Origin of the sequence: Streptomyces sp. NPDC002602, from assembly GCF_042889445.1 — a bacterium.
Lineage (GTDB): Bacteria > Actinomycetota > Actinomycetes > Streptomycetales > Streptomycetaceae > Streptomyces.
This window is the reverse complement of record NZ_JBIAQX010000018.1, coordinates 119,039-141,867: the sequence shown is the minus strand read 5'-3', so window position 1 is coordinate 141,867 and position 22,829 is coordinate 119,039. Positions and strand designations below refer to the sequence as shown.

Annotated in this window: 26 protein-coding genes and 2 pseudogenes; 15 read left to right on the top strand and 13 right to left on the bottom strand. The window is 69.7% G+C overall.

The features are described 5' to 3' along the window. Positions 1 to 159 precede the first annotated feature (159 nt). From ACFYW3_RS33150 to ACFYW3_RS33140, 3 genes are all read left to right on the top strand, one after another. On the top strand, positions 160 to 546 hold the full coding sequence (locus ACFYW3_RS33150; RefSeq protein ID WP_389388246.1) for a hypothetical protein: 387 nt from the start codon (positions 160 to 162) through the stop codon (positions 544 to 546). Between the two features lie 242 nt (positions 547 to 788). Continuing rightward, positions 789 to 2,114: a PP2C family protein-serine/threonine phosphatase gene (locus ACFYW3_RS33145; protein ID WP_389388245.1), complete on the top strand. Its 1,326-nt coding sequence runs from the start codon at positions 789 to 791 to the stop codon at positions 2,112 to 2,114. 11 nt (positions 2,115 to 2,125) lie between these two features. Beyond that, on the top strand, positions 2,126 to 2,521 hold the full coding sequence (locus tag ACFYW3_RS33140; protein ID WP_389388244.1) for an STAS domain-containing protein: 396 nt from the start codon (positions 2,126 to 2,128) through the stop codon (positions 2,519 to 2,521). 376 nt (positions 2,522 to 2,897) lie between these two features. Here ACFYW3_RS33140 and ACFYW3_RS33135 read toward each other — a convergent pair whose 3' ends face one another. Continuing rightward, positions 2,898 to 3,359, bottom strand: coding sequence for a lamin tail domain-containing protein (locus ACFYW3_RS33135; protein ID WP_389388243.1), 462 nt, complete (start codon positions 3,357 to 3,359; stop codon positions 2,898 to 2,900). Between the two features lie 667 nt (positions 3,360 to 4,026). Here ACFYW3_RS33135 and ACFYW3_RS33130 point away from each other — a divergent pair. Then, positions 4,027 to 4,365 carry a hypothetical protein gene (locus tag ACFYW3_RS33130; RefSeq protein WP_389388242.1) on the top strand — a complete coding sequence of 113 codons (339 nt, stop codon included), beginning with the start codon at positions 4,027 to 4,029 and terminating at the stop codon, positions 4,363 to 4,365. A 147-nt stretch (positions 4,366 to 4,512) separates the two neighbouring features. Here ACFYW3_RS33130 and ACFYW3_RS33125 read toward each other — a convergent pair whose 3' ends face one another. The 3 genes from ACFYW3_RS33125 to ACFYW3_RS33115 all read right to left on the bottom strand — a co-directional run bounded on the left by ACFYW3_RS33125 (position 4,513) and on the right by ACFYW3_RS33115 (position 6,243). Further along, on the bottom strand, positions 4,513 to 4,770 hold the full coding sequence (locus ACFYW3_RS33125; protein WP_389388241.1) for a hypothetical protein: 258 nt from the start codon (positions 4,768 to 4,770) through the stop codon (positions 4,513 to 4,515). A gap of 184 nt (positions 4,771 to 4,954) precedes the next feature. Continuing rightward, positions 4,955 to 5,335 (bottom strand): STAS domain-containing protein, encoded by a 381-nt coding sequence (locus ACFYW3_RS33120; RefSeq protein WP_389388240.1) that lies wholly within the window; start codon positions 5,333 to 5,335, stop codon positions 4,955 to 4,957. Positions 5,336 to 5,961: 626 nt separating this feature from the next. After that, entirely contained in the window at positions 5,962 to 6,243 is a 282-nt protein-coding gene (locus tag ACFYW3_RS33115) for a hypothetical protein (protein ID WP_389388239.1), read from the bottom strand. A gap of 571 nt (positions 6,244 to 6,814) precedes the next feature. Here ACFYW3_RS33115 and ACFYW3_RS33110 point away from each other — a divergent pair. After that, complete coding sequence (locus ACFYW3_RS33110; RefSeq protein WP_389388238.1) at positions 6,815 to 8,821, top strand: hypothetical protein; 2,007 nt, start codon at positions 6,815 to 6,817, stop codon at positions 8,819 to 8,821. A gap of 465 nt (positions 8,822 to 9,286) precedes the next feature. Next, on the top strand, positions 9,287 to 9,532 hold the full coding sequence (locus ACFYW3_RS33105; protein ID WP_389388237.1) for a hypothetical protein: 246 nt from the start codon (positions 9,287 to 9,289) through the stop codon (positions 9,530 to 9,532). 81 nt (positions 9,533 to 9,613) lie between these two features. Here ACFYW3_RS33105 and ACFYW3_RS33100 read toward each other — a convergent pair whose 3' ends face one another. Beyond that, the gene (locus ACFYW3_RS33100) at positions 9,614 to 9,961 is read right to left on the bottom strand and encodes a hypothetical protein (RefSeq protein ID WP_389388236.1); all 348 of its coding nucleotides are present in this window, start codon (positions 9,959 to 9,961) and stop codon (positions 9,614 to 9,616) included. Between the two features lie 204 nt (positions 9,962 to 10,165). On the opposite strand from ACFYW3_RS33100, the gene ACFYW3_RS33095 reads away from it, so the two are divergent. Further along, positions 10,166 to 10,498: a DUF6233 domain-containing protein gene (locus ACFYW3_RS33095; protein WP_389388235.1), complete on the top strand. Its 333-nt coding sequence runs from the start codon at positions 10,166 to 10,168 to the stop codon at positions 10,496 to 10,498. A gap of 24 nt (positions 10,499 to 10,522) precedes the next feature. After that, complete coding sequence (locus ACFYW3_RS33090; RefSeq protein WP_389388234.1) at positions 10,523 to 10,738, top strand: hypothetical protein; 216 nt, start codon at positions 10,523 to 10,525, stop codon at positions 10,736 to 10,738. On the opposite strand, the gene ACFYW3_RS33085 is transcribed toward ACFYW3_RS33090, so the two are convergent. The 3 genes from ACFYW3_RS33085 to ACFYW3_RS33075 form a co-directional block, all read right to left on the bottom strand. Continuing rightward, positions 10,735 to 10,872, bottom strand: a complete 138-nt coding sequence (locus ACFYW3_RS33085; RefSeq protein WP_389388233.1) for a hypothetical protein — start codon at positions 10,870 to 10,872, stop codon at positions 10,735 to 10,737. The genes ACFYW3_RS33090 and ACFYW3_RS33085 overlap by 4 nt on opposite strands. Beyond that, positions 10,872 to 11,177 carry a hypothetical protein gene (locus ACFYW3_RS33080; protein WP_389388232.1) on the bottom strand — a complete coding sequence of 102 codons (306 nt, stop codon included), beginning with the start codon at positions 11,175 to 11,177 and terminating at the stop codon, positions 10,872 to 10,874. Before ACFYW3_RS33080 ends, ACFYW3_RS33085 begins: the two co-directional genes overlap by 1 nt. Positions 11,178 to 11,515: 338 nt before the next feature. After that, positions 11,516 to 12,025, bottom strand: a complete 510-nt coding sequence (locus ACFYW3_RS33075; RefSeq protein ID WP_389388231.1) for a hypothetical protein — start codon at positions 12,023 to 12,025, stop codon at positions 11,516 to 11,518. Positions 12,026 to 12,796: 771 nt separating this feature from the next. On the opposite strand from ACFYW3_RS33075, the pseudogene ACFYW3_RS33070 reads away from it, so the two are divergent. Continuing rightward, a pseudogene (locus ACFYW3_RS33070) lies at positions 12,797 to 12,968 on the top strand (plasmid stabilization protein); the annotation flags it as partial. A gap of 34 nt (positions 12,969 to 13,002) precedes the next feature. Here the strand turns inward: ACFYW3_RS33070 and ACFYW3_RS33065 are convergent. Both ACFYW3_RS33065 and ACFYW3_RS33060 read right to left on the bottom strand, forming a co-directional pair. Further along, positions 13,003 to 13,467, bottom strand: coding sequence for a MarR family winged helix-turn-helix transcriptional regulator (locus ACFYW3_RS33065; protein WP_389388230.1), 465 nt, complete (start codon positions 13,465 to 13,467; stop codon positions 13,003 to 13,005). Between the two features lie 2,685 nt (positions 13,468 to 16,152). Next, positions 16,153 to 16,380: pseudogene (locus ACFYW3_RS33060) on the bottom strand (hypothetical protein); the annotation flags it as partial. 204 nt (positions 16,381 to 16,584) lie between these two features. Here ACFYW3_RS33060 and ACFYW3_RS33055 point away from each other — a divergent pair. After that, positions 16,585 to 17,103: a hypothetical protein gene (locus tag ACFYW3_RS33055; RefSeq protein WP_389388229.1), complete on the top strand. Its 519-nt coding sequence runs from the start codon at positions 16,585 to 16,587 to the stop codon at positions 17,101 to 17,103. Positions 17,104 to 17,232: 129 nt separating this feature from the next. Here ACFYW3_RS33055 and ACFYW3_RS33050 read toward each other — a convergent pair whose 3' ends face one another. Both ACFYW3_RS33050 and ACFYW3_RS33045 read right to left on the bottom strand, forming a co-directional pair. After that, on the bottom strand, positions 17,233 to 17,448 hold the full coding sequence (locus ACFYW3_RS33050; RefSeq protein ID WP_053677132.1) for a DUF397 domain-containing protein: 216 nt from the start codon (positions 17,446 to 17,448) through the stop codon (positions 17,233 to 17,235). Beyond that, positions 17,445 to 18,317 carry a helix-turn-helix domain-containing protein gene (locus tag ACFYW3_RS33045; protein WP_389388228.1) on the bottom strand — a complete coding sequence of 291 codons (873 nt, stop codon included), beginning with the start codon at positions 18,315 to 18,317 and terminating at the stop codon, positions 17,445 to 17,447. Before ACFYW3_RS33045 ends, ACFYW3_RS33050 begins: the two co-directional genes overlap by 4 nt. 304 nt (positions 18,318 to 18,621) lie before the next feature. Here ACFYW3_RS33045 and ACFYW3_RS33040 point away from each other — a divergent pair, with 304 nt between their 5' ends. The 5 genes from ACFYW3_RS33040 to ACFYW3_RS33020 all read left to right on the top strand — a co-directional run bounded on the left by ACFYW3_RS33040 (position 18,622) and on the right by ACFYW3_RS33020 (position 20,762). After that, entirely contained in the window at positions 18,622 to 19,098 is a 477-nt protein-coding gene (locus ACFYW3_RS33040) for an ATP-binding protein (protein WP_389388227.1), read from the top strand. Beyond that, entirely contained in the window at positions 19,095 to 19,568 is a 474-nt protein-coding gene (locus ACFYW3_RS33035) for a DUF6415 family natural product biosynthesis protein (RefSeq protein ID WP_389388226.1), read from the top strand. The genes ACFYW3_RS33040 and ACFYW3_RS33035 overlap by 4 nt, the downstream gene beginning before the upstream one ends. Positions 19,569 to 19,693: 125 nt before the next feature. Next, positions 19,694 to 19,888, top strand: coding sequence for a DUF5999 family protein (locus ACFYW3_RS33030; protein WP_389388225.1), 195 nt, complete (start codon positions 19,694 to 19,696; stop codon positions 19,886 to 19,888). Positions 19,889 to 19,908: 20 nt separating this feature from the next. Then, positions 19,909 to 20,310 (top strand): DUF6302 family protein, encoded by a 402-nt coding sequence (locus ACFYW3_RS33025; protein WP_389388224.1) that lies wholly within the window; start codon positions 19,909 to 19,911, stop codon positions 20,308 to 20,310. Continuing rightward, positions 20,307 to 20,762, top strand: coding sequence for a LuxR C-terminal-related transcriptional regulator (locus tag ACFYW3_RS33020; RefSeq protein ID WP_389388223.1), 456 nt, complete (start codon positions 20,307 to 20,309; stop codon positions 20,760 to 20,762). The genes ACFYW3_RS33025 and ACFYW3_RS33020 overlap by 4 nt, the downstream gene beginning before the upstream one ends. 84 nt (positions 20,763 to 20,846) lie before the next feature. On the opposite strand, the gene ACFYW3_RS33015 is transcribed toward ACFYW3_RS33020, so the two are convergent. After that, positions 20,847 to 22,811, bottom strand: coding sequence for an ABC transporter ATP-binding protein (locus ACFYW3_RS33015; protein ID WP_389388222.1), 1,965 nt, complete (start codon positions 22,809 to 22,811; stop codon positions 20,847 to 20,849). Positions 22,812 to 22,829 lie beyond the last annotated feature (18 nt).

Here is a 22,829-nt window from a genome sequence, read left to right as displayed (position 1 = left end):
CGGCGCCGAAGGTGCGGGTGCGGGGCCGGGGTGCGGGGCGGGCTCGGCGCTGAGGAGACGGGAACGTCGCCTCAGCAGCCATGCCATGGAAGGCGATCAACGCGGGCATTGTCACCGGAGGTGGAACACACCGCCGTCATCCACGTCAGGAGAAGCAGCATGGCAGTTCTGCACAAGGCGACGTTCCCCCACGCGACCGTGTGGGGCTACTGGAACGCGACGACACCCTTGAATCCATCGGGCCGGGTAGTGGTGCCCGCGAGTCCCGATCTGGCGGCTGGCGACACCGTGGAGCTGAGTTGGGCCGCGTTCTCCTCACTCAACGCTTCGGGCCGGCCGATCGCCGGTACGGAACTCACCCTCACCCAGGCGGCGGGAGCCGGGCAGGACCTCGTCTTCGAGATCCCCTACGCCGGACACATCTCCCCCCTGGACCGGAGCAGCGGTTCCGGCCGGGTGACCTACCGGGCGCTTCGGGCGGGTGAGGAGATCGGCACGGCCGCCCCGGCCCTCGTCAAGATCGACCTCGTGGTCCCCGGGCAGTAGGAACCGAGGGCGTGGCACCCTGCGCCGACGGCGACCCCCGCTCCTCCCCGGGACGGCCTACAGGCAGTCGAGGGGCATACCTCTCAGCCGGAGACGCCCGGCCATGATCCAAAACGCAGGCCGGTCGCCCTGGTGACCGCCTCGGGTGTGGGATGCCCGGCATAATTGGCCGGTGTTCGAGCGCGGTCGAGAGACCGCGGGACCGCCGGAGATCGCCTCTGGGACAAAGCTGGAGGAACGGGATGACGACGCAGGCGCGGGAGCAGGTTGCCGGGCTGCCGAGACAGGTGTGGGATCGGGCGCGGCTGGCGGCGGTCAATGCGACGGGTCTGCTGGACACCGGGCCGGAGCAGGTCTTCGAGGACCTGTCGGGTCTCGCGGCCCGGGTGACCGGTTCCGGGCGGGCTTTCGTGACCCTCGTCGACGGCGAGCGTTCGTTTTGGAAGGCGTGCATAGGCGTCGACGCGCCGGCGATCGCCGATCGGCAGAACCCGGTCCAGGAGAGCTTCTGCTACTTCCTGATCGGCCTCGACGGCGAACCGTTCGTCGTGGAGGATGCCGCCACCGACCCTCGGACTCGTGATCATCCCTCGGTGGGTCCGATGAACATCGGCGCCTGGGCCGGCTACCCGCTCCTCGCGCCCGGCGGCGAGGTCCTGGGCAGCTTCTGCGTCATCGACGACCAGCCCCGCACCTGGAGCCCGGCCGACCTGACCACGCTGGAGACCCTGGCCCGCTCGGTCGGCGCGGAAATCCGCCTGCGCCAGTCCCTGGCCGCCGCCGAGACCGCCCACAGCCGCTCCGCCGACCTCGCCCACTCCCTCCAGCAAGGCCTGCTGCCCCCGACCCCACCGTCGGTGCCCGGTGTCGAGGTCGCGGCCTCGTTCTTCCCCGCCTCCCGGGCCGGACGCTCGGACATCGAGGTCGGCGGCGACTTCTACGACCTGTTCCGCACCCGCGGCACCGCCTGGGGCATAGCCCTGGGCGACGTCTGCGGCAAGGGCGTCAAAGCCGCCCAGGTCTCCTCCATGGCCCGCTACACCATCCGCGCCATGGCCGGCGAGAACCACACCCCGGCCGACCTGCTGGCCCACCTGAACACCGCGATGCTCCGCCAGAACGCCCCCCGCTTCCTGACCGCCGTCTACGCCCGATTCCGCACCACCCCCGCCGGCGTCGCCGGCACCCTCGCCCTGGCCGGACACCCACCCGCCCTCATCCGCCGGGCCGACGGCACCGTCCGCGAGGTCGGCGCGGCCGGCCGTCTCCTCGGCGTCTTCGACACCTGCGACCTGACCGACGTCCGCTTCCGACTCGGCCCCGGTGACCTGCTGCTCTTCTACACCGACGGCGCCACCGAGGCCCGCGCCCGCCCCGGCGCCCCCGGCCGCAACAGGAACGTGTTCGACGACACCGACCTCGCGCACACCCTTTCGACCACCGTGGGTAGAAGCGCACAAGAGACCATCGACCACATCAACGACGCCCTCGCCGCGCGACACGGAGGATGGGCCAGCGACGACACCGCCCTCCTCGCCCTGCGCGTCCCCACACACCGCCCCATCTGAAGGCAGGCGCCATGGACCACCAAGCGGACCCGCCCGACGAACTCACCATCATCACCGCCCCCATCCCCCGCCCCCCGGCCCGCGTCCTGCTCCTGCGCGGATCCATCGCGTTCTGGGACGACGAACAACTGACCACCGCGTTCACGAACGCCATCGCCGACGGCCTGCTGTCTCTGATCGTCGACCTCGGCGCCCTCGAACACGCCGACACGATCCTCCTCGGACAGCTGCTGTCCGCCCGCAGCCGCGTGAACCTGCACCTCGTCGGCCCCCTCAGCCCCAACCTCCACAGACGCCTGAACATCACCGGCACCCGGCAACTCTTCCGCGTCCACGCCAACCTCACCGACGCCCTCACCGCCATCACCGCCGACAACCGAACCGACCACCGGCCCGGCCACCACTGACCCCCGCCGCCGCTGCGCACAGCACCCGCCGCACCACGTCACGAGATCGAGGCGGCGCCTACCGCCACCCGCTGCGCTTCCCCGGTCGGCGGGTGTCAGGTGGTCGAGCAAACCGACGACGTCGGGCGCAGGTGGCGGTGCGTCCGATGCCGTGGCCGCGGCCGGTCTGGTCGTGACGGCCGAGGACCATCCCGACCGATCAGCCGCGGAAACAGGCCCTGACATCGGCCGCGCCCCGGGCACGTGGAACGGCCGGCCGCCACGTGGTGACAGGCGTTGGACATGGGTGTGTGCCGGGCGGCTGGCGGACTGCCCGGCACACGACCATCACGGTTTCGGCTGCCGCCCGTTCACAGGCGGCCGGCTGAGAGCCTGGTCAGCGGCGGCGGCCCCAGGACTCGGTGTCGACGGTCCGGTTGCGGTCGTCACGCAGGGTGGCGGTGTCGGCCCGGTTGTCCCAGACGTGGTCACGCTTGCCCTGGAACAGGTCCGTGCGGGAGTCGCGGCCGGATCCGGTGTGGATGCGGATGGTGGCGCGACCGCCGATGCGGGTGTCGTTGAAGCGGTAGCGGTTGCCGTCGGAGTCGCGCAGCGTCCAGCCGCGCAGGTTGACCGGCTGGCGGGTGGTGTTGCGGATCTCGACCCACTCCCCGTTCAGGGAACGGTTCGAGCGGTCGTCGCGACCGGGGCTGTCGGCCTGGACCCGGGAGATCTCCACCCGCGGGTGCCGGTCATGACCCCGGTCCGCCGCGGTGGCGGGGAGAGCGGCGGCGGAGACGATGGCGCCGGCGGCGAGGACGGTCGCGGCGACACGACGGGCAGTCGACGAAGCAGACATACGTGGCCCCTCAAGAACGGTGCTTCACCCGCCGATACGAACCCTGTACCGGTGCGGATGCCCGGCCCGCTGGTGGGCCGAGGACCTAAACTCTCGACCCGACACGGGGCCCACCACAGCCCCCGACGAGGCCGGTTACCCACCCCGGACAATCCCGTCACACACACCTGCGCACTACACGCAGTGCGCTTGATCGTGACCCTGACATTCACTGACCGCTACACCCACCCAGGCCGCGCACGACACAGTGGATCAATGCGCCCGGAGCGCACCACCAGGCGCACCCATCCACCCGTCACCCAACCGGAGCAGCAAACTCCGTAACAGCTGTTCCGCACGATTCTTCGCACGGGTGCGCGTAAACCGTGCCTGAGAACGAATCCGTCCGCCTGCCTTGGTGCCCACCTCGGCGGTGAGCCGGCCCGATACGCGCGGGAATGCGCGGCTCGACCAATGGGCGACCTCTGAAGCCCACAGGCCGTGCGCCACGACCGGGAGGGCGCCGGGCGACGTCGCGCCCGCGATAACGGTCCACAGTGAAGACATCGGGCAGTGGCCCGGCCACCCCACCACCGGGACCGGGAACAAGCGAGCGTCGAGCAGCGCGAGGCCTGGTCGCCCTCGCCATGGACCGGGATGCGCACCTGTCGCGGGCAGGGATCGTTCTATGGGGGTGATCACGCACAAGACAGCCACGGCATTCGTACTCACGGCCGGGTCGGTGGCAGCGGCACTGGCCGCGGCCTCCCCCGCTTCCGCCGGAGGCATCGGTGACTTCCTGTCACCGGCGTTCAGTACCAACTGCGTCAACCACGACACCGTCCTCCACGCCGCCGGAGCCACCACCGCCGGCACCGGCGCCGCCGACGGCAACCTCCTCGGCAGCCCCCTCAACCAATGCGGCGGCGCCGACCTCACACCCGACACCGAGATGCAGAACGGCCTCGTGAACGTGGACGAAACACCCATCGGCATTCTCGGCAGCGCCTCGAACAGCGAAGCCTGATTCGAGCCGTCCGCGAAACAGCGGGCTGCCCAGGCCGGCCGCCCGAGCGGGCCGCAGAGCGCGGTATGCCGGCGCGGCCGACCCCGCCACACGCCGGGGCCGGCTCCAAGGGCAGCGCATCCCCGTCGGGCCTGCCCCCGGACAGGGTCAGGTGACGGTGACGCGCAGGACGTACTGCTGCCCGTCGCTGATCGCCCGCGCCTGCTCCCACAGATCAACGGGCGAGAAGCAGAGCAGCGCCCGATCGGCCGCGCGGGCCAGCAGGGGCAGGATCTCGGCGGTGGGCCGTCCCCGGTGCGTGCGGGCGAGTTCGGCGAATGTCTGTTGGTAGGGAGCGCCGTAGGTGCCGCAGCTGTCGGCCAGGAGTCGGTCGAGGTGGTTCCTGTTCACGCTGATGTCGCCCATGGCCGGCTCCCTTCCGCCCGGGCTCGGCCGCTCCGGGCCCCTCGTTCTTCGACGCTACGGTCCACCTCTGACAGCGGTTGCGCTCCCGGATCGGAGCACGCCGTCCCGCCCACCCCCCGGGGCGCGCCCGACGATGAACCCGTCCCTCGGTCCCCGCCTCCACGCGGCGCGCGAGGCGGCGGCGCTACAGGGCGCGTGCCGACTCGACGGTGTCGGCGGTCGGGAACAGTTCGCGGGCCCCGGTGACGTCCAGGAGCCGGCCCAACTGGGGAGGCACGGTACCCGCCAGGACCAGGCGGCCGGTGTGCAGTAGGAGCAGCATCACGTTGAGCATGGTGGAGTCGGCGAAGCGGATGTCGGTGACGTCCAGGACGATCCGTTTGACCTGGGGGTCGTCGATGGCGCGTGTGGCGGCTGTGTTGAGGGGGCCGAGGGTCTCGGCGTCGAACTCGCCCGCGCAGACGATGACGCGGACTCCGTTGTCGTCGGGCTGTACCCGTACCTGCTGCTCCACCAGCCGCTCCCTGTCGTCGGCGGCGCGCTGCCGCGCCCGGTTTCGGGTCAACCTACCCATGAAACGGACCGCGCAAGGCAAGAGCCGGCCATGATCCAAAACACAGGCATCGCCCGGCCGGTCCTCAACCGGCGGAGGAGGCCCGCCCGTCCTCGAATCGGGTGACGTCCGCTGTCGTGACGTCCAGGCGCAGTCGCTTGAAGCGGAGGGTATGGCGGTGGGCGCCGCCTCGGTCGATGGAGGTGTCGGCGCTGATCTCCGCGACCAGTTCGGGGCGGACCAGGGGCGTGTCCAGGGTGTCGCGTGAGCCTCAGGTCGAGGCGAACCGCACCCCTGTCCACGGATGTCCCGGGTCTGCGGGGTCAGGTGTTCGGCGACGAGGCGGGCGGCGTCCGGGCGTAGGGGGACGGTGCGGCCGATGCCGTGGAGGCGGCCGGCCTGGTCGCGGCGGTCGAGGATGAGGAGTTGGGGTCGGATGAGGGTGCCGGTGATGGCGCCGATGATCGCCTCGGTGGTGTCGCGGCGTCTGATCTTGGTCCAGGCGCGCGCCCGGCCGGTACCGCTGACTCATCCCCTTGGCCACCAGACCCTCGACGCCGGGCCCGGGATGACCCCGGTTCACGGGGTCACGGTCTCCGGCCCGTTGGGCGGGCATGCTCCGCTACCCGCCCGAGGGCTTAGCCGGTGGCACCCAGGGACTCTGTAATCGGCTTGGTGGACTGCCCCAGGATGTTGTTCCTGATGGAGCCTGAGCCAATCGACCCGTTCAGCTTGTCAAACACATGGTTGGCTGCCTTGATCGCATCTTCGTCGTTCAGTTCTTGCTTGTCCGGATCACTGCTGTCTGCAACCAAAGACGGCCGCGTCACAGCGGAAACAGGTACGGCAGAAGCGGTACCCGCAGCAAAAGCGATGGATGCTACGGCCAGCCCAGCAGCAGTAAGCGTATTTTTGATCATGGCGTGCACCATAAGCCCCCTCACCCCAAGACACAGTCGCCCGGAGGAGTGACACCCACCCCTCCCCAAGGCTCCTCAGAACTCGCCCAGCTCCGCTGGGCGAAGGGACCGGCCCTGCATACCTGACCACCTCCAGCAGCACGATCTCCCGGGCGTCGCACAAGGGGACCGTGGTCGGCGGTCAGAGGGAGGGCGTCACCGCTGGTGTCCGGCGCCCACGCGAGGGTCGAGCGCGGCCCTCGGCGAGCGCCGGCCCTTGTCGAGGGCGCGCAGCGCGGGCCAGTCGACTCAGGGTGGTCCAGGGGGATCCGGTCGATGTGGTCGGCCCGGTACAGCGGGACCCACGTCGTGCCACCGCGCACGACCCGAAGCTGATCCGCGTCTCCTCCGGGGAGCAGTCGACGTCCGTGGCCTGGATCGATGGCGGGTGTCCAGCTGCGGGTATGGGGCTTTTAGGCCGCGAACCGCGATATCTAGCCGTTGAGCCCGATTCCGGCAAACGTTCCGGTCTGTCTCGTTAGGTTCCCTCCCGGGGCCGATCTGCGGCCCCGACCGACCGGAGGAGTCATGCATGGTCCAGCTCGACACCAACTCCGCTGAACGCCTTGCCCGGCTGAAGGCCGGCCTGAGCGACGATCCGAAGGTCTCCCGGTCGGTGGACCGGCTGCGGCTGCGCCGGCCGGCGAACGTCCTGGCCGGTGTCACGCTGCACGCCGCGGCCCGCCAGGAGCAGGGCCTGGAGCTGACGGAACTGGAGGAGAGCCTGCTGCGGGTGCTGCGGGGAGCCATCTCCGACGAGGAGATCACGGCGGCGGGCAAGGCGTACCAGGATGCCGCCCCCGCGGCGGTGGACCATGTCTTTCCCGACGTGGTGGGACGCCTCAGCGTCCAGGACCCGTACACGCTCGCCGACCTTGGCCGAGACCTGACCGCCCTGTTGCCCGGCATCCTCGCGCAGCCGAACGTGAACATCGTCGACGTCACCACGCTGGCCGACGGCGCACCGGTGGACGACGAGGCGTTCCTTCAGGCGATGGCCGCGACCGGGTCCGGTGCGACGGTGCTGACCGCGCCCCCGTCCCAGGAGCCGGCCGACTCGCTGGTCCTGCCCACGGTACTGGCGCTGAAGAGCTTCACGTGCGTGCGCTCCACCGATGACCAGTGGAACGGCTCGGACGAGATCTACTGGATGTGCGCCGCCGGCGCCGACAGCAACGCCCGCAGCACCTACGCCTCACCGCAGTTCGGTGACGTGGACAGCGGCGAGAGCAGGCCCTTCCCCGCCGGCGCGCACCTGTTCCACGGTGAAGTCGGCCATCACCTGATGACCAACATCCAGTGCTGGGAGAAGGACCAGGGCGACGTCTTCGGCGAGCTGCGGGCCCGGCTGCGGGATGTGGCCGACGCCTGCGCAACGGCCGCGGTGAGCATCATCAGGGACGGCGAGAAGCAGGAAGCGGCACTCGCGGCCGTCATCGCTGTCGTCGCGGCGCTCCTGGACTGGGTGCTGGGGTGGCTCTCCAACGACGACGACCTGGTGGGCGAACGCAGTGTGGCCTACACCCGTGCCGGCCTGCAGGCGCTCAACGGCAGGGACACCGTCCTGGACTTCACCGGCAACGGCCACTACAAGCTGACCTTCGGCTGCCAGACCCAGCCCCTGCGCCAGCCGACCGCCAGCACCCAGGTCGTGTACAAGAAGATCGGAATCTGGGACAACGGCGAGTGGAGCGCCGCCCAAGGCATCGGCCTGAACAGTCCCTTCGGGCCCGCCCAGGCCCCGGCGTTCAACCTCCACTTCCTGACCGTGGAAGACAGCAGCCGACAGGCACTCCACGGACGCCAACACGACAACTCGGGAATCGGCGGCTGGTGGAAGTCCGACGCCGCTTGCGGCGCCAGCCCCGCGTTGGCGCGGCACGGACAGAACACCATCTACGCGTTCAGGGGCAAGGGCACCGACCGCGCGGTCTACTGGGGGGTCGTCAACTACAACGGCGCCGCCCCGAACAAGTTCCCCGACATCACCAGCAGCTACAGCCCGACCCTGTACCCCTCCAAGGGCGCGCTGCACTGCGTCGTGGCCGACGGCAGCAACGGCCAGCTGATGCACGCCAGCGCCCCCGACGGCACCAACTGGAGCCCCTTCACCCCGATCGAAGGGCGCAAGAGCGTCGGCAGCCCGGCAATCATGGAGTTCAACGACACGCTCTACTGCGTCTACCCGACCAAAATGCCGGACCAGTACGCGCAACACGACGGAGCACTCAGTCTGATTTCCTTCGACGGCACCACCTGGAGCGGCATGTCCACCCACCTCGATGGAAACCGGAAGACCGCTCCCGGCGCCGGCGTGGGCCTGGCCGTCAAGGACCGCAAGCTCTGGTGCGCCGTCCGCGGCCCCGAAGGCGACCAAGGCCTGTACTGGGCCACCTACGACGGCACCACCTGGAGCGCCTTCACCCCGATCGCCGGCGCGTGGAGCGCGGACACACCCAGCCTCGCCTACTGGGACGGCAACCCCGCAGTCAACCGTCACGGGATCTACCTCACCTACCGGGGCCCGGGCACCAAGTGACCGATACAAGCGGCTGATCCGCCCGCTCACGGCAACACCCCGGACACCACCGCCGGACAGAACACCGACAAGCGCGCTGCCTGTCTCCAGGCAGCGCGCACAACCCCCAGGTCGTGCCCAGCGCCGTCACCATCCCAAGCCCACACGGCCCGCCGGACACCACCAGAACATCCACGCCCACCGCAGCCGGGCGCCGCGTCCTCGCGGCTCGGGGATCTCGGCGCGCCCGACGACCGGTGAACGACGTCACGGCGCCCGATAGGCTCGCCGCACCCGCGCCAACATGGAGTGCGCAGGGCAGGGCCTTGCATGGACAGGCTCACCCCTCGAAGATGCGGTACAGCGGCCCGACACCCCGGCAGCCCTCACGGACCGCCGGGGCTCTCCGTTGTCCCGACCGCCCGTGCGCGGGACGAACTGCCCGAAACAGAGCGCTCGCCGTCAGGTCGTCACTACCCTGGCCCCATGGATGACCTGACGGACACCGACGTGCGCGAGATCCTGCGGCCCCACCGGGACGGCGGCCCCATCAGCCGGCTGTACGCAACCGGCGAGATCACCCAGGACACCGCTCCCGCCCTCGGGATGCTCTCCATCGAGCTGAACGAACAGGGACTGCACGAGACCGGGGAACAGGTGACGGACGTGATCGCCTACACGCGCAGTGCGGGCGAGCGCCCGCCCGTGAACGGCTGGACGAGCAAGGTCTGACCGCCGACCCTGAACAGCCCCGGCGGTCCATCGTGGACCGACCGGGGCTTTCCTCTGCCCGCAGGACCCCGTACCGGGTCGCTACGCGGCGTCGATCGCCGGTCGGCGCCGGACGGCCAGGACCGGCGGGCCGGAATCGGAGGGTGCCGACACGGGCCGGCGGGCGACCTTCAGACCCGGCTGCGGCCACGCGTACAACCTGGACCGGACCGAGGTCGAGCCGTCCAGATCGATCGCCACCTGATAGACGACCCGGCCGTCCGCGTAGTCATGGCGCGACGTGACCGGCGCGAACCTCCACGCCCCGCACGACCAGACGGCCAGGGCCGGGCGGTCACCGGCCGGCCACGTCCACACCCGGGGCACCGGCCCGTCCTCCGGACTCCAGGGCCGCAACGCCACCGGCTCGACCGGTTCCGTCGCGCTCATCAGCCGGCGGCGGACCGCAGAACCTTGCAGCTCTGACACAGGGGCGAGGCCCCGTGGCCGTAGCGGCAACACGGCTGATGACACTGTGCGCACGGGCCGGTCTGGGAGGGCGACCAGGCCGCCGGGGTGGGGCGCGGCGGGGCGGGTGTGGTCATCGGGGTCCGTTCCGGTGGGGGGCCTGCACTCGGACATAGAATAGAACACGTGTCCGATCTCCCGCCCGACCTGGCGCGCCTGCGCACCGTCGTCACCTACCTGCGGGCCGCCCTCGGCCGGGCCGAACAAGCACTCGCCGCCGCTGAGACACAGGCGTCCCTCGACGCGGAGCGTCGTCCGCTGCCCGAGCCGCCCGCATGGCTGATCGAACACGGCATCGGCGCCGGCCGGCCGCTCATCCGCGTGCACGCCGGCGGATGCTGGGACACACGCAACCGCTGCTCACCGGTCGACGTCGAGCAGGCGCGCCGAGCCCTGGCCGAGGGTGTACCCGGCTGCCCACACTGCCGACCACACGTCGCGCTCGGCGTGCTGGACTGACCGGGCGGCGGCAGGCTGGTGGGCATGAGCCCTGGCCTGCGTGTGGTCGTCTACCCGCCCGACGCCGAGGGCGGGCGGCGCGTCCGCTGTGACGGGGAGATCCTCGGCCGCGCCTTCGGCCCCGAAGACGTCCTCGAATTCCTGCGCCGGGCCGGACTCGACCCCGACGACGTCGCCCTCACCGGGACCGGGCTCATCGAGTGGCGCGGCGGCGGCCCCGCCACCTGGCACCAGGCCTAGCCCGCCGGTTCACACCGGGCGGCGCCGGCCCCCAGCAGTCGTTCCACGTCGCGGTCCGGCTCGGCGTCGACAGCCTCGCGGGAGACCATGAAGGCTTCCTCGCCGACATCGTCCGAGCCTCGACGCTCGGCCATCAGTACTGGCTGTCCGAGTTGCCTTCGCCCGCCGCGTTGTTCTGGTTCACGTCCTCAACCTCAGAGACCATGCTGCCGAGGCCAAGGTTCCCGCACTGGTTCGCGGGGCCGCTCATGGGGACGGCCGCCGCCAGGCCCGCGACGATTCCCGCGACACGGGTGGTCGCCGCCTCGGCCAGGCTGCCACCGGTGTTGCGGCAGGCGTTGTCGTGAGCCCCGTTTCCGAAACCGATCACCGACGTGGCACTCGCCGACGACGCTCCGCCAAGAGTCGCCGCGACGGCGGCAGCGGACACGAGGGCCACACAAGGGGTACGCATCATGACTACTGAACGAATGCGCCGACCACCCGACACGTGCCCCCATCTCCCGCCGCCTATGGCTGCATCTCACCGCTGACCGCGGAGACCGCACCGTGGCGAGGATCAGGCCCGAGGCCGCCGTGGCGAGCCCCGCCACCGCACGGCCCGAGAACCAGACGTCGGCGGGGCTCGCGGCCCGGCCGCCCAACCGGGCGTCAAAAGGGTTGGTGATTTTGTAGCCGTGGCCCAGTAGCCGCGCTCGTCCTTGTGCCAGTCAAGGAACAACGCCCCGTCCCCACGGGACTAGCCGGCCCGCTCGACATCGCAGGCGGGCGGCCGGGTCACTTGTCCTTGCAGGCCGCCGACGCCAGTCCGGCGGCGCTCCCATCGGTGTAGCCCTTGGTGAAGTTCGGGTCGGCGGCTGCAAGGCCCTGATCGGGCTGCTTGGCCTTGCAGTCATCGCGAGTGTCGGCGAGGCCCTGGCGGAACCCCTTGCGGTACTCGGCCTGGGCATCCTGCTGCTCGGCCTCCTTGACCGTGCCGCAGGTCACCTTCTGGTCGCCCTGCTTAGCCGTGACCGGTCCACCCGTGGGGAGGCTGCCGGAGCTGATGGCCGTCCCGGTGTCATCCGCGGTCACGGTCTTGGTCACGGCCCCGGTGTCGTTCTTGGTGGTGAACTGCACCCGGACATCGGGTGGCACCCCCGTTGCCTTGGCGTTGAACTTGCCGTTGGTCGAGGTCAGGGAGCAGGTCATCGATGGCGTAGCCGCCTGAGCAGATTCGGACAGCAGGACGACGGGCCCAAAAGCCAGCGTGGACAGCAGCAGGGGGATCACACAGGCGCGTTTCATGGTCGTTCCTTCCGGAGGGGAGTCCTCCGGCCCGCACGTCCAACGCCGGATGCCGCGGCCGACGGGGACACGGCTTCGCGGGGCACATCCAAGGCTCACCGAAGGATCTCTTCCATCTTCCCGCCGACCTGTGCGGGTGTCGACCGGATCCTCTGCCGTCCTGCCCGCCGGTCTCCCGGCCGCCCCGGAGCGCACGGCGACGGCCCTCCGTCGTCGGCACGTGCGCGGGATCCGGTGCACGAGGTGCTGCCGCGGGGAGCCGGACCCGGCGGCCGGGTCCACGAAGTGATCTACCGGCGGGGCCATGGCCGGGGCCACAGCCCGTTAGACCTTGGGTGGCGGCGGGCCGGTGTGATCGTCGAGACGCGAGCCGAGGCGGAACCGCATCTGGCCCGCCGCCATCGAAGCTCCTTGGAGCAGGTCTCCTCCAGGGCGCCCAACAGCATCGTGATCACCCTGGCTTCGTCGCCGGTGAGGAGCTTGAGGCGGGTATCGGTTGCGGCGTCCAGAAGTACGCCGAGAAAGTCTCCATCGTCCATGTCCATGCCGGGCAACGCCGGGCCGCGGCCATCGGACACCGCCACGCCGCCCGCCTGCGGCACCGAGGGTCCGCTACCCCCGCCATCAGCACAGTCCGCAACCGTGTGGCACTGGACGGTTCGGCCGTTGATTCCACGTTCACGACCCGTGTGGCTCGCGTGAGGTGCGGACGCCTCCGGGTACGCGCACCATGACCGTGAATCCAGCCCGATCGGTAAAGAAGGTCGTGTCATGCCCCGAGGCTCCAGCCCCAAGCGCGAACGTCAGTACGAGCACATCAAGGAGTCCGGCGAGAATCGCGGCATGTCAGAGGGCCGTGCGAAGGAGATTGGCCTCCCGCACCGTGAACAAGGAACGCGCTCGCTCCGGTGAGAGCAAGACCGCCAGCCGGAGTTCCACGCAGGCGGGCATCCGCATCCGCCCACTCAACGGGCCGGTCAGGCCGCGGGGCGCCCGCGGTTGTCTTGTTGGGGGAAGCCGGCGGTCACACCGATGCCGCGTTGTAGGGCTGCGAGGCCCGTGGCGAGTGCGTGGCGTCCGTCGGCGGGCATCGCGTCGAGGGCTTGGCCGAGCATCTGCTCGCGCTTCTCCCGGATGTGGGCCAGATGCCTGTGGCCGGCCGGAGTCAGCCGGAGGGTGATCTCGCGGCCGTCGTCCGGGCAGGGATGACGCCGCAGGAATCCGGCAGCCTCCAGACGATCGCAAAGCCGGGTGACGGAAGGACCGGCCGCACCGAGGGACCGGGCCACGTCCCGCATGCGAAGACCGGGCCAGCGGTCGACGAGGAAGTCCTTTCGGGCCTCCGCATGACGGTTGCGGCGCGCGGTCTCCCACGCACCGAGGAACAGCAGCGCCACGGTGCCGGCCACCGTGACTCCTGTGTTGAGCAGAGCAGTGTCCATGTGCATCGGGACACCATCCGGGCCCGCCAGGTTCCCCGCCGCGTTGAATGCCCTGGCCCAACCCCTTCCAGGGCGGACCTGGTGACAGGACGTCGGCCTACAGAAGGGGCCCCGCGCCCCGGCACGGATCCGTCCGTGTCGGGGCGCCAGGGTGCGGCACGTACCGGACGCTCTTCAGTGGCGGGCGCTGAACCACATGACGAGGAGGCTTACCGCCCCGCTTCCGAGGCCGTATGAAGCGCCCCGAATGAACTGACGGTGGACGATACGTCCATGCTTTCGGCGCCATTTCCGCAGGTGAGATCCGGCTCTCCCGATCCAGCTGTCCATGGAGGCGCTGCTACTCTCTTCCATAGGTATCCCTTTCTGACTGTTGGGGTGCTGCTCAAGGAGCCCTCCCGACCAGTGGCCTGGTAACCGTTGTCGGGATTGAGGGCTCCTTTTGCATTGGGCGGAGTCTACGAGGAAATTCGGAACCCCGGCGCGGCGCAACGGTAGTTGCATGCCTGACGCTTCGCCGCAGGTCAGATCGATGCAGGCGGTGGCAGAAGTGCGCGAGAATGTAGTCAGAGTGTAGTGAAAATGCACATCGCGATTTAAATCACCCCCAGAGATTGATCACCGCCTGCATTCGAGGCTTCTCGCCGGGCATTCGCTGCCGCTGAAAGCCATACGTCCGCCTGAGCACTCAACGTAGGTCGTACGAATGGGTTCCTCCAGCAGCGCCGGCAGAACCAGCCAAGACCGGGTCACCGCAGGTCACATGCGCGACCCGGCCCGCACGTTTCTTTGAGTTTCTTCGAATGTCCTCAGGTGTCTTCTCATGTCTTTGACCGAGACGAAGACCTGCGCGGGGATTGGCTGATTCTTGCCATGCCGGGAGTCTGGCACGTCTCCACGAGACGGGGAGCGGCCTGGGAGCAGATCCCGCCACAGAGCAGGAGTGAGCCTCAGTGAGGGTCGGTGAGGCTTTCCGAGGCAACCCGAGAACTTCCGAGAACTTCCGACAACAGAAAGGCTGGAACTCACTCCACGTCCCGCCCACCTCATCCGAGAAACGGCCAGCCCCGCGCCACACGATCGAGGGGGGCGGGCGTCAGACAGTCGGCGAACCGGTGTAGTCGTGGGCCCGGTATCCGCGCCCGTCCTTGTGCAACCAATCGGGCTACGGGCATGCCCCCACCCTCGGGCCTGAGCCGGCCCCGCAACCGCGGCGGTCAGCGCGGGGTGCGCGACGCACACGTAGCCGGTCCCCGCGAGGACCAGGACCACGACCAAGCCCAACGTGACGGCCTGGACCGGGTGGGTGCCCGAAGCCTGCGGGGCCGGCTGCCAAGACCGGGACGACTGCTGCTGTTGTTCGGTGATGGACATGAGGATTCCCTCCCACTGCGCCCGGCGGACGGTCCGCTGACGGGCAGACAGCACCGTGCGACGCCGAACCATTAGGCATGCAAGCGCGGTGACACCCGGGTCATGGGGGGGAAACCTCAAAATCTAGTACCAGCCCTCCGAGAACTTTCAGAGAGCCCACCGGACAGCACACCGACTCACAGACCGACCGACACCCCCACAGCCTGAACCACACCCTCACCCCGTCCAACGACCAGACCCGCGACCGCCCAGACCCGAACCCCGACGAATCGAACCATCCGGCAACCGCCCAGGCACAGACAGAAGAACCGAACAACCAAACCCAAACCCACATACAAGTAAGTCCGGCCAGTCACCGGCCGCGATACCGGACCTGACCAGGGATGACACCGACGGGGCGACGGACCCGCTTCCCCCCATGTCTCCCCCCTTGTTTCCCCCCATGTCTCCCCCCTTGTTTCCCCCCATGGTTCCCCCTTGTTTCCCTCCATGTGTACCGGCAGCGGGGGCAAGCGACCGGCCCGGAACGGGCCTTGGAGACTGGACAGATGAACGAACGCCGCCGACTCGGCTCGGGCCCCCGCCCCACCACACCCCCCACACCGGCGAACACACCGAGCCAGCATCGGACCGACGCACCCTCGGCCCCGGCACCACCACTCACCGGTGAGTTCGCCGCGCAGGGACCGGTGACCAGACCGGTGACCGGGCAAGCCGGGCTTACCCAGCACCTGTTACCCGGCCAGTTACCAAACCTGTTACCGAAGCGCCTGTTACCAGGCCTGAACTGCGAAAAGACTCCCGCAAGGGGGCACTTGCGCGGCTAGGTAACCGGGTTGCACCGCAGAGTGCACGGACAGGGGGATACGGCGGAGGACCCAGAGGCGCACCGCAAGTGGAACCGGCAGTGGGAGCCTCCGATCCCCCGCTACACCCACCCATGGCGGGCGCGGCGCAGTCGATCATTGCGCCCGGAGCGCACCACCGGGCGCACTCCTGCGCCCGTCACCCAACCGGAGCAGCAAGTTCCGTAACAGCCGTTCCCCACTATTCTTCGCACGAATGAGTGGAAACGTCCCTCGGAACGAATCTTTCTGCCGCTCCGGTGGCCACCCCGCCACCCTGGACCGCACGCCGCAAAGATGACGCTTCATCCCTGGTGCGCCCGCGTACGCGAGGACGAGATCACCCACCCGGGGACACTGACGGCCTGGCCCGGACACAGCGAAGCAGGGCCGCCACCAGCCGGTGACGACCCCGCTCGACATGCCCACAACGCCCCCGGACCGGAGGGTCAGGGGGTGTCACCGCCCAGATCCACGGCCCGAACGGATCACCCTCGCGGGGACCGTGGTCTGACCGGCCGCCCGGCCCGTACATCCCCAGCGGCGTGATCAACAGAGCGCCCGTGAAGATCTCTTCGGGCATCCAGTCCGTGACGTCGAGCAGCTGCCCGTCGAGGGGTCCGCCGAGCAGTTCCCGGTAGGTGCGTCCCGGGCGTGGGCCGGGGTTGGGGTCGTCGTGGTCCGTGCCGTACACCCGGGGCCCGGCGCAGCCTGATCGTGGTCCATGACCCCAGACTCCCCCATCGGCGGGGGCCCGTGGGGTGGATGCGCGGTGTACGTCGGAGCGCGCCCGATGGACAGACGGGCCCGACCTGCCCTGTCCGCGCCGCAGGTCGCAGGAATGACCCTTCCGGCCGTCTGTCGTTGTCACGGCAGACGATCACGGGAGGCGGATTCGATGCGCGGGACCAGGTCCGGGGCGAGGTACGGGGTCACGGCCGCGGTGACGGTGACCGCCGTCGCCGCGCTGGGGCTGTCAGCGCCGGCGCAGGCCGCCGAGGCGTGCAAGACGAGTTCGAAGAGCATCGACACCCCCACCTACAGCGGTCCCTGGCCCGACAACTGGAAGTTCACCGTCAAGGCCTGTGCGAAACGTTCCGGCGGTCGGGTCGCCCACTGGGCGAAGGTGTCCTGGGACCTGCCCGCGAGCATCTTCACCCCGGGCGGCATCTTCAACAGCCCCGGCACCGGCGTGAGCGTGACCGGGAAGCGGCCCGGCCGGGCGGCCGGCCTGACGCGGTGGACCGACCTGCACGAGCGGCTCGACCGGGCCCGCGACGGATCGGTGACCACCCCCTCGTTCACGACCGGCCACGGCGCCGGCCAGGCCGTGACCGCCGTGGTGATCGAGCTCGATTGGAAGAACGACGGCAAAGCCCCCGTCCGGTACGTCTTCACCCAATCACCGATGGTCTGATCCACTCGGCAGCACTCGTAACGGTTTCTTGGGGACAGGTGCCGAATCCACGCCGATGCTTGTCCCACGGCAAGCTGGTCAGCGCGGGCGGCATCCTCCGTATCGTGAGGAGGCCGCCCGCCCCTACGTTCAGCGGCCGCCGGCACCTGTGTGTGTGGCGAACGCCGCCCACGCGGCCGTGGTGAATCCGAGAACGGGCGCGTCCGTCTCGGCGTTGCGCTTGGAGTCCCGGACGTGGACGGCGCCTGGCTGGGGGCACGCCTCCACGCAGTTTCCGCTGGCGTCACCGCTGTACGAGGACTTGAACCACTGCCCGTACGGTCGAACGGTGTTGCTGCTGCTCATCTCGTTACCTCTCGTGCTGCTCGATGCAGGAATGCGGGGGTCTCGTGGGCGGGCAGGGCGCCCTGGGCGAGGATGTCGAAGCGACGGACGAACTGCTTGACCGGCCTCGGCTTCGACAAGCACTCCATGCCCTGGTCCAGGGTGCTGCTCGCGACGACGACCGGGTCGGGGAGCTCCTTGCGGTCGAAGTCGAGGACGTGGAACTCGCCGAAGACGCGATACGTGGGAGCCGAGGAGGGGATGATCCGTACGGTGACGTTGGGCAACGCCGCCAGGCGCTCGATCTCCTCGTACTGCTCCAGCATGATCTCCGTGCTGCCGACCATGTTCGTGATGGCGGACTCGTCCATGATGCAGACGAGTTCCATGCCTTCCTCGGTGATCCGTTTCTTGCGGGTCATCCGAACTTCGACCGCGCTCTCCACGAACGCCAACGTGCGATCGTCTGCGATCCTCGCGGATTCGATGAGCGCGCGAGCGTAGCGCTCGGCCTGAAGGAGTCCGTTCACCACCATCGGCGTGCACGCCTTGACGACCTTGGCGCCGGACTCGAAGGCGAGGAAGAGGCTCATGCCAGACGGCAGGACCGACACGCTCGGCCCCCACCAGCCGTCCGCCTTCGCGTTCCGGTACCAGTCGGTGAGCACCTCTTGTCCCTCGAAGGGCACCTTGTAGGCGTCGAGGAGCTTGGTGAACTGCTCTATCCGCTGGAAGCCAGAGGTGCCGTTCTCCACCCGGCTGATGGCCGAGGGTGCACACCCCACGGACCTCGCGGCCTGATCTCCCGTCAACCCTGCCTGTTCGCGGAGACGGGTGAGTTCGGCTCCGAGCACGATTCGTAGAAACGTTGCCCGCACGTTCGCCGCCATGTCTCCTCCTCTCTGTCCGGTTCGGACCGCGCGAGCCTCGGCCCCGATGGTGGCAGCTTCGGTTCCCCTTGCGCGAGTACGGGTTCGCCTCATCTGACCCCCGGTGCGCCTTCACCGAGGTTCGGTTCGCCCCCTGTCATATACCAGTTCACGCGGAGGAGCAATTGCGATAGCCATTTCGATTGCACGTCAACTGCGGTTGGTAGGACGGTAGTCGAGCCGCTCGGAGACGGGGCATGATCAGCCCCTGGAGCTCTTTGATTCTGGGCGGCTCCCACCGTCCTGCCTGCCAAGGAGTACCGCCGTGACGGCCTTGAGCACTCCTCTGTACCCGGCGCGAATCCCCGCTCGCGCAACCATCACCAGCGGGGCCGAGTTCAGTTTCCTGCGCTGCTCGGACGGGGAGCCGGGTACGCAGGACAGGCAGCGGCCACGGCAGTCACGCGTGATCGCCGCCGCGTGTCTTCGCCTGTGGGGCCTTGCACCCCTCACGGACCCGGCCTGCCTGGTTCTCTCCGAACTTGTCACGAATGCCTTCGTGCACGGCCGGGGCGCCTCGGTCACCGTCCGGTTGTTCCTCACCGCGGCCGAGCTGTGCATCGAGGTCTGCGACGGCAGTCCCTGGGTGTCGAAGCAGCCTTCCCCTGACCCGCTCGCTCCGAGCGGTCGAGGCCTGTCCCTCGTTGACGCCGTGGTTGACGCCTGGGGAGTCTGCGAGGACGGCGCCCGGGTCTGGTGTCTGATCCGCCACGATCTTGAAACGCCGGAGGGACACCGGTGAGCCTGATCAGTCTGTTCCATCGCCGAGGAACGGCGACGGACCCGGTGCGTCAACCGCCCCAACCCGAGTTGTCCCGAGACGCCACGGCGAGCCGAGCCGATGTCTTCGACGCCAGTGAGACGACCGTCCTGCGCGTCCTCGAAGCGCTGCGGCCGGTGCAGACCCCCACGGTCGTGGACTCGATCTTCGATGCCCTCGAAGACATCCTCGGACTTGACTACGTGCCGGATGAAGATGAGATCTCCGATCTCAGTCTCCGGATGCGCGGCTACCTCATGAGGCTCGTCGGTGTCGCCCCCGAGGACGAGGGCTTCACCGTGCTCGTCGCAAGAGCCCGCGCCCTCCTCGACGTGGAGGTACCCGGGGACTTCATCGGCATCCGGGTCCACCTGCGGCGTATGGCTCTGACCGCTCTGGGTCTGCTTGACCTCTTGGCGCCCTTCTCGGAGCCCTCGACTCCCTCCCCCTGAAACCCCCGCGCCTCCCCGCCGGCGGGTCTCGTAGGCGGCCAGGCGCGGGCTCCAACTGCCCTCCGGCGGAAGCCCCCTCCCCCCTGGGCCACCGGCGGAGGGCCGCCCCAAGCAGAGGAAATATCATGTGCCAGCACCACCCACACTGCCCGACTGCGGAAGCCTCCGATCGGGAAGCCGCACTACCTTTGGCTTTCCGGCCGGAACAGGGCTGGAGCCTGCTCTGTAACGGCGTCCTGCTCTTCGAGGACACCGGGGAACTGCTCCCGGACGGGCAGATCATCGCCCCCCATCGGCCCCTGACGGCGGCCGTGGCGTGACGAACCTTCTCGTACCCCCGATGACCGTCACGCTGGCTCCGGCCCAAGAAGCTTACGACTTCGATCACTTCCGGGCGTTGCTCGCGGACCCGTCCGTGCTCGCCGAAAGTGTGGCGATTCGTGTGTTCCGCGCACCGCTGCTCGCCGTCGCGGTCGGCGGCCCACGGCGCGGAGGCTACTTCGCCACCTCCGATCTGCTCATCGGCTTAGCCGTCCGGAACCTTCTGGCCGGCCGCTACGGTTTCCCTGACGTACGTCTGCGCTGGTCCCCGTGCCTTGACACCTGCCACGGCATTCAGTGGGGAGACGCGCCGCCCGACTCGAACGACGACCGGCTGCGTGGCGAGTTCTACGGATACAACAAGGCAGCCATCGACGCGTTTGTCCGCCCCGCCGAGAACCGTGGGCTGGTGACGCCGTGATCTCCGTTCGTCTCACTCCCCGAGAGGGGCAGGTCGTTCGGGAACTGGCTGAGGGCGGCACGCTCAAGTCGGTGGCCGAGAAGCTCGGCATCACCCAGATCACCGCCAAGAGCTACCGCAACGACGCCGCACGCAAGGTTGGCTCCTCGGCGGTGCATTCCGCCCTGGTCGCCGCGGCCCACGACGCCGAGGTTCTGGAGATCCCTCCGTCCGACGGCGCCCAGGTGACGCTGACGGACGGAGAGCGGGAGCTGCTTCCGCTGCTGATCGCGGGGTACTCCACGGTGCAGATGTCCCGGAAGACGTACCGTCACATCAACGGGGTACGGCGTGACCTGCGTGGCCTCGTCACCGCCCTCGGCGGCGAGACTGACGCCCACGCCGTGACCCGCGCCTACCAACTGGGGCTTGCCGGCCCCCGCCGCCAGGACGCCGCATCGGCATCCGCCTGACGCGGCCCCGCAGGGCCCGGCGCTTGGCCGCCGTGCCCGGCCAATCTCATTGGCCCCCGGTGGCGGGGTGGCGGGCACTGTGGGCTACGGGACGGGGGCCGTGGTGTAGGCGCGGGCCTGCGTGGTCCACATCGCGGCGTACTCCCCGTCCGCGTGCAAGAGGCTTTTGTGGGTGCCTTCTTCGAGGATGCGGCCGTGGTCGAGGACGATGATGCGGTCGGCGTGCTGGGTGGAGCCGAGGCGGTGGGTGATGAGGATGACGGTGCGGTCGGTGGCGAGTTCGCGGATGCGGTCGTATGCGGCTTGTTCGGCTCGGGGGTCGAGGGCGCTGGTGGGTTCGTCGCAGATCAGCAGGGGTGCGTTCTTGCGGGCGTAGGCGCGGGCCGCTGCGATCCGCTGCCATTGGCCGCCGGAGAGGTCCCTGCCGCCGGACTGTGAGGGACGGATGTGGGTGTCGAGTCCGTCGGGCAGTGAGTTGATGACCTCGGTGGCGCCCCCGGCACGGGCGGCGGCCAGAACATGGTGGTCGCTCTGGTCTCCTTGGCCGAGGGTGATGTTCTCTCGGATGGTGGCCTGCCAGCGGGCGATGTCCTGGGGCAGCATCGCGAGGCGGGAGAAGAGTTCGTCGGGGTCGACGGTGGTGAGGTCGGTGGTGTCCCAGGTGACGGCGCCGCCGGTAGGGGTATAGAGACCGGCCAGGAGCTTGGCCAGTGTGGACTTGCCGGCGCCGTTGTGGCCGACGATGGCGAGGATCTCCCCCCGTCGGACGGTCAGGGAGATGTCGGTGAGGACGGGGGCGGACGCGCCCTCGTACGTGAAGGTGACGCGGTCGGCGCGGATGACCGCGGGGTTCGCGGGAACCGCAACGGGGGCGGCCGGGAGGGTAATGCGGGCCTTGGCGTCGGTGAGGAAGCCTGCCCAGTCCTCCAGGTAGAGGCCCATACGGTAGGTGGTGGTCAGGCCGGTGGCCATGCCGGTCAGCAGTGCCCGGCTGGTCTGGACGGCGATGAGCGCGGTCGCGGCGTCCGCGGTGGGAATCCGGCCGTGGACGGCCAGCCACAGCAGCGCGCCGTAGACGAGGAGGGTGGCAACACCGGCGAGGGTGTCGCCTGCGAGCTGTCGGCGGGCGGTGTCGGCGCCGATGCGGGCGGTGTGGTTCTCCAGGCGGCGGCTGACGGTCCGGTACTGGTCCAGAAGCCAAAGCCGCATGGTGCCGGCTCGGACGTCGAGGGCGGTGCTGCGCCCGGCGGCAAGGTACATGAGGATGTGTCGGGTCCGGCGGTCGCCGACGGCGTGCCGGTCGGCGCGGTGGGCGGCCCGGGCGGCGTGCGCTGCGGCCCAGGCCCGGGGCAGGACCGCGAGGAGCAGCAGGGGCAGCAGCAGCGGGTCGAGGGTGGTCAGGATGCCGGCGGCGGCGGCGATGCCGAGCGCGGCGCCGATGAGGGTGACGAGGGATTCGACGATGGTGTGGGCGTCCTTGGCGGCGCGGTTGGCGGCCTCGCCGTGGTCGCACCAGGCGGTGTTGTCGTAGGCGGCAAGGGGGACGCGGGTGGCGGCGTCGAGATAGGCGATTTCGGCGTGGCCGTCGACGCGGGGGCCCAGACGGGCGGTCGTCGCGACGGTCGCGGCGGAGGCCAGGGAGCGGGCCGCCGCGACGGCCGCCGTGGCCAGCAGGGCGAGTTCGGCGCGGTCGAGGCGTTCCAGCGGGGCGCCTGCGGCGAACAGCGCGGCGAGTGCGATCCGGGTCAGGTACAGGGCCACGGCGGTGAGTGCGCCGACGGCGAGTTGGAGTGTGACCAGGCGCAGCAGGGCGGTGCGGTCGGCCCGCCAGGCCAGGGACAGGGTGATCCGCATCAGGCGGGGCAGGGTGCGGATCATCGTGAGCAGGCCGTCGCTGCGGTCCTCGTGGCGTTCGCTGCCGAGCGTCCACGCGGGGAGGGGTTCGGGCGCCGGCCGCCGGCGGCGGCGGCGGAAGCGGTTCCCGAACCGCTCCCCGAGGGGCGTGCGGGGATGCGGCGTGGTCAGGGGGCGGGGTTGTGTGTCTGTCACATCTCCCGCAACGCTTCA

What these genes read in the sequence shown, in the direction of transcription:
- ACFYW3_RS33030 (WP_389388225.1), top strand. Translation starts at nt 19,694, where the DNA reads ATGTGCCAGCACCACCCACACTGCCCGACTGCGGAAGCCTCCGATCGG.
- ACFYW3_RS33055 (WP_389388229.1), top strand. Translation starts at nt 16,585, where the DNA reads ATGCGCGGGACCAGGTCCGGGGCGAGGTACGGGGTCACGGCCGCGGTG.
- ACFYW3_RS33150 (WP_389388246.1), top strand. Translation starts at nt 160, where the DNA reads ATGGCAGTTCTGCACAAGGCGACGTTCCCCCACGCGACCGTGTGGGGC.
- ACFYW3_RS33085 (WP_389388233.1), bottom strand. Translation starts at nt 10,872, where the DNA reads ATGGCCGAGCGTCGAGGCTCGGACGATGTCGGCGAGGAAGCCTTCATG.
- ACFYW3_RS33090 (WP_389388234.1), top strand. Translation starts at nt 10,523, where the DNA reads ATGAGCCCTGGCCTGCGTGTGGTCGTCTACCCGCCCGACGCCGAGGGC.
- ACFYW3_RS33050 (WP_053677132.1), bottom strand. Translation starts at nt 17,448, where the DNA reads ATGAGCAGCAGCAACACCGTTCGACCGTACGGGCAGTGGTTCAAGTCC.
- ACFYW3_RS33130 (WP_389388242.1), top strand. Translation starts at nt 4,027, where the DNA reads ATGGGGGTGATCACGCACAAGACAGCCACGGCATTCGTACTCACGGCC.
- ACFYW3_RS33045 (WP_389388228.1), bottom strand. Translation starts at nt 18,317, where the DNA reads ATGGCGGCGAACGTGCGGGCAACGTTTCTACGAATCGTGCTCGGAGCC.
- ACFYW3_RS33145 (WP_389388245.1), top strand. Translation starts at nt 789, where the DNA reads ATGACGACGCAGGCGCGGGAGCAGGTTGCCGGGCTGCCGAGACAGGTG.
- ACFYW3_RS33025 (WP_389388224.1), top strand. Translation starts at nt 19,909, where the DNA reads ATGACCGTCACGCTGGCTCCGGCCCAAGAAGCTTACGACTTCGATCAC.
- ACFYW3_RS33135 (WP_389388243.1), bottom strand. Translation starts at nt 3,359, where the DNA reads ATGTCTGCTTCGTCGACTGCCCGTCGTGTCGCCGCGACCGTCCTCGCC.
- ACFYW3_RS33100 (WP_389388236.1), bottom strand. Translation starts at nt 9,961, where the DNA reads ATGAGCGCGACGGAACCGGTCGAGCCGGTGGCGTTGCGGCCCTGGAGT.
- ACFYW3_RS33140 (WP_389388244.1), top strand. Translation starts at nt 2,126, where the DNA reads ATGGACCACCAAGCGGACCCGCCCGACGAACTCACCATCATCACCGCC.
- ACFYW3_RS33125 (WP_389388241.1), bottom strand. Translation starts at nt 4,770, where the DNA reads ATGGGCGACATCAGCGTGAACAGGAACCACCTCGACCGACTCCTGGCC.
- ACFYW3_RS33105 (WP_389388237.1), top strand. Translation starts at nt 9,287, where the DNA reads ATGGATGACCTGACGGACACCGACGTGCGCGAGATCCTGCGGCCCCAC.
- ACFYW3_RS33075 (WP_389388231.1), bottom strand. Translation starts at nt 12,025, where the DNA reads ATGAAACGCGCCTGTGTGATCCCCCTGCTGCTGTCCACGCTGGCTTTT.
- ACFYW3_RS33110 (WP_389388238.1), top strand. Translation starts at nt 6,815, where the DNA reads ATGGTCCAGCTCGACACCAACTCCGCTGAACGCCTTGCCCGGCTGAAG.
- ACFYW3_RS33115 (WP_389388239.1), bottom strand. Translation starts at nt 6,243, where the DNA reads ATGATCAAAAATACGCTTACTGCTGCTGGGCTGGCCGTAGCATCCATC.
- ACFYW3_RS33065 (WP_389388230.1), bottom strand. Translation starts at nt 13,467, where the DNA reads ATGGACACTGCTCTGCTCAACACAGGAGTCACGGTGGCCGGCACCGTG.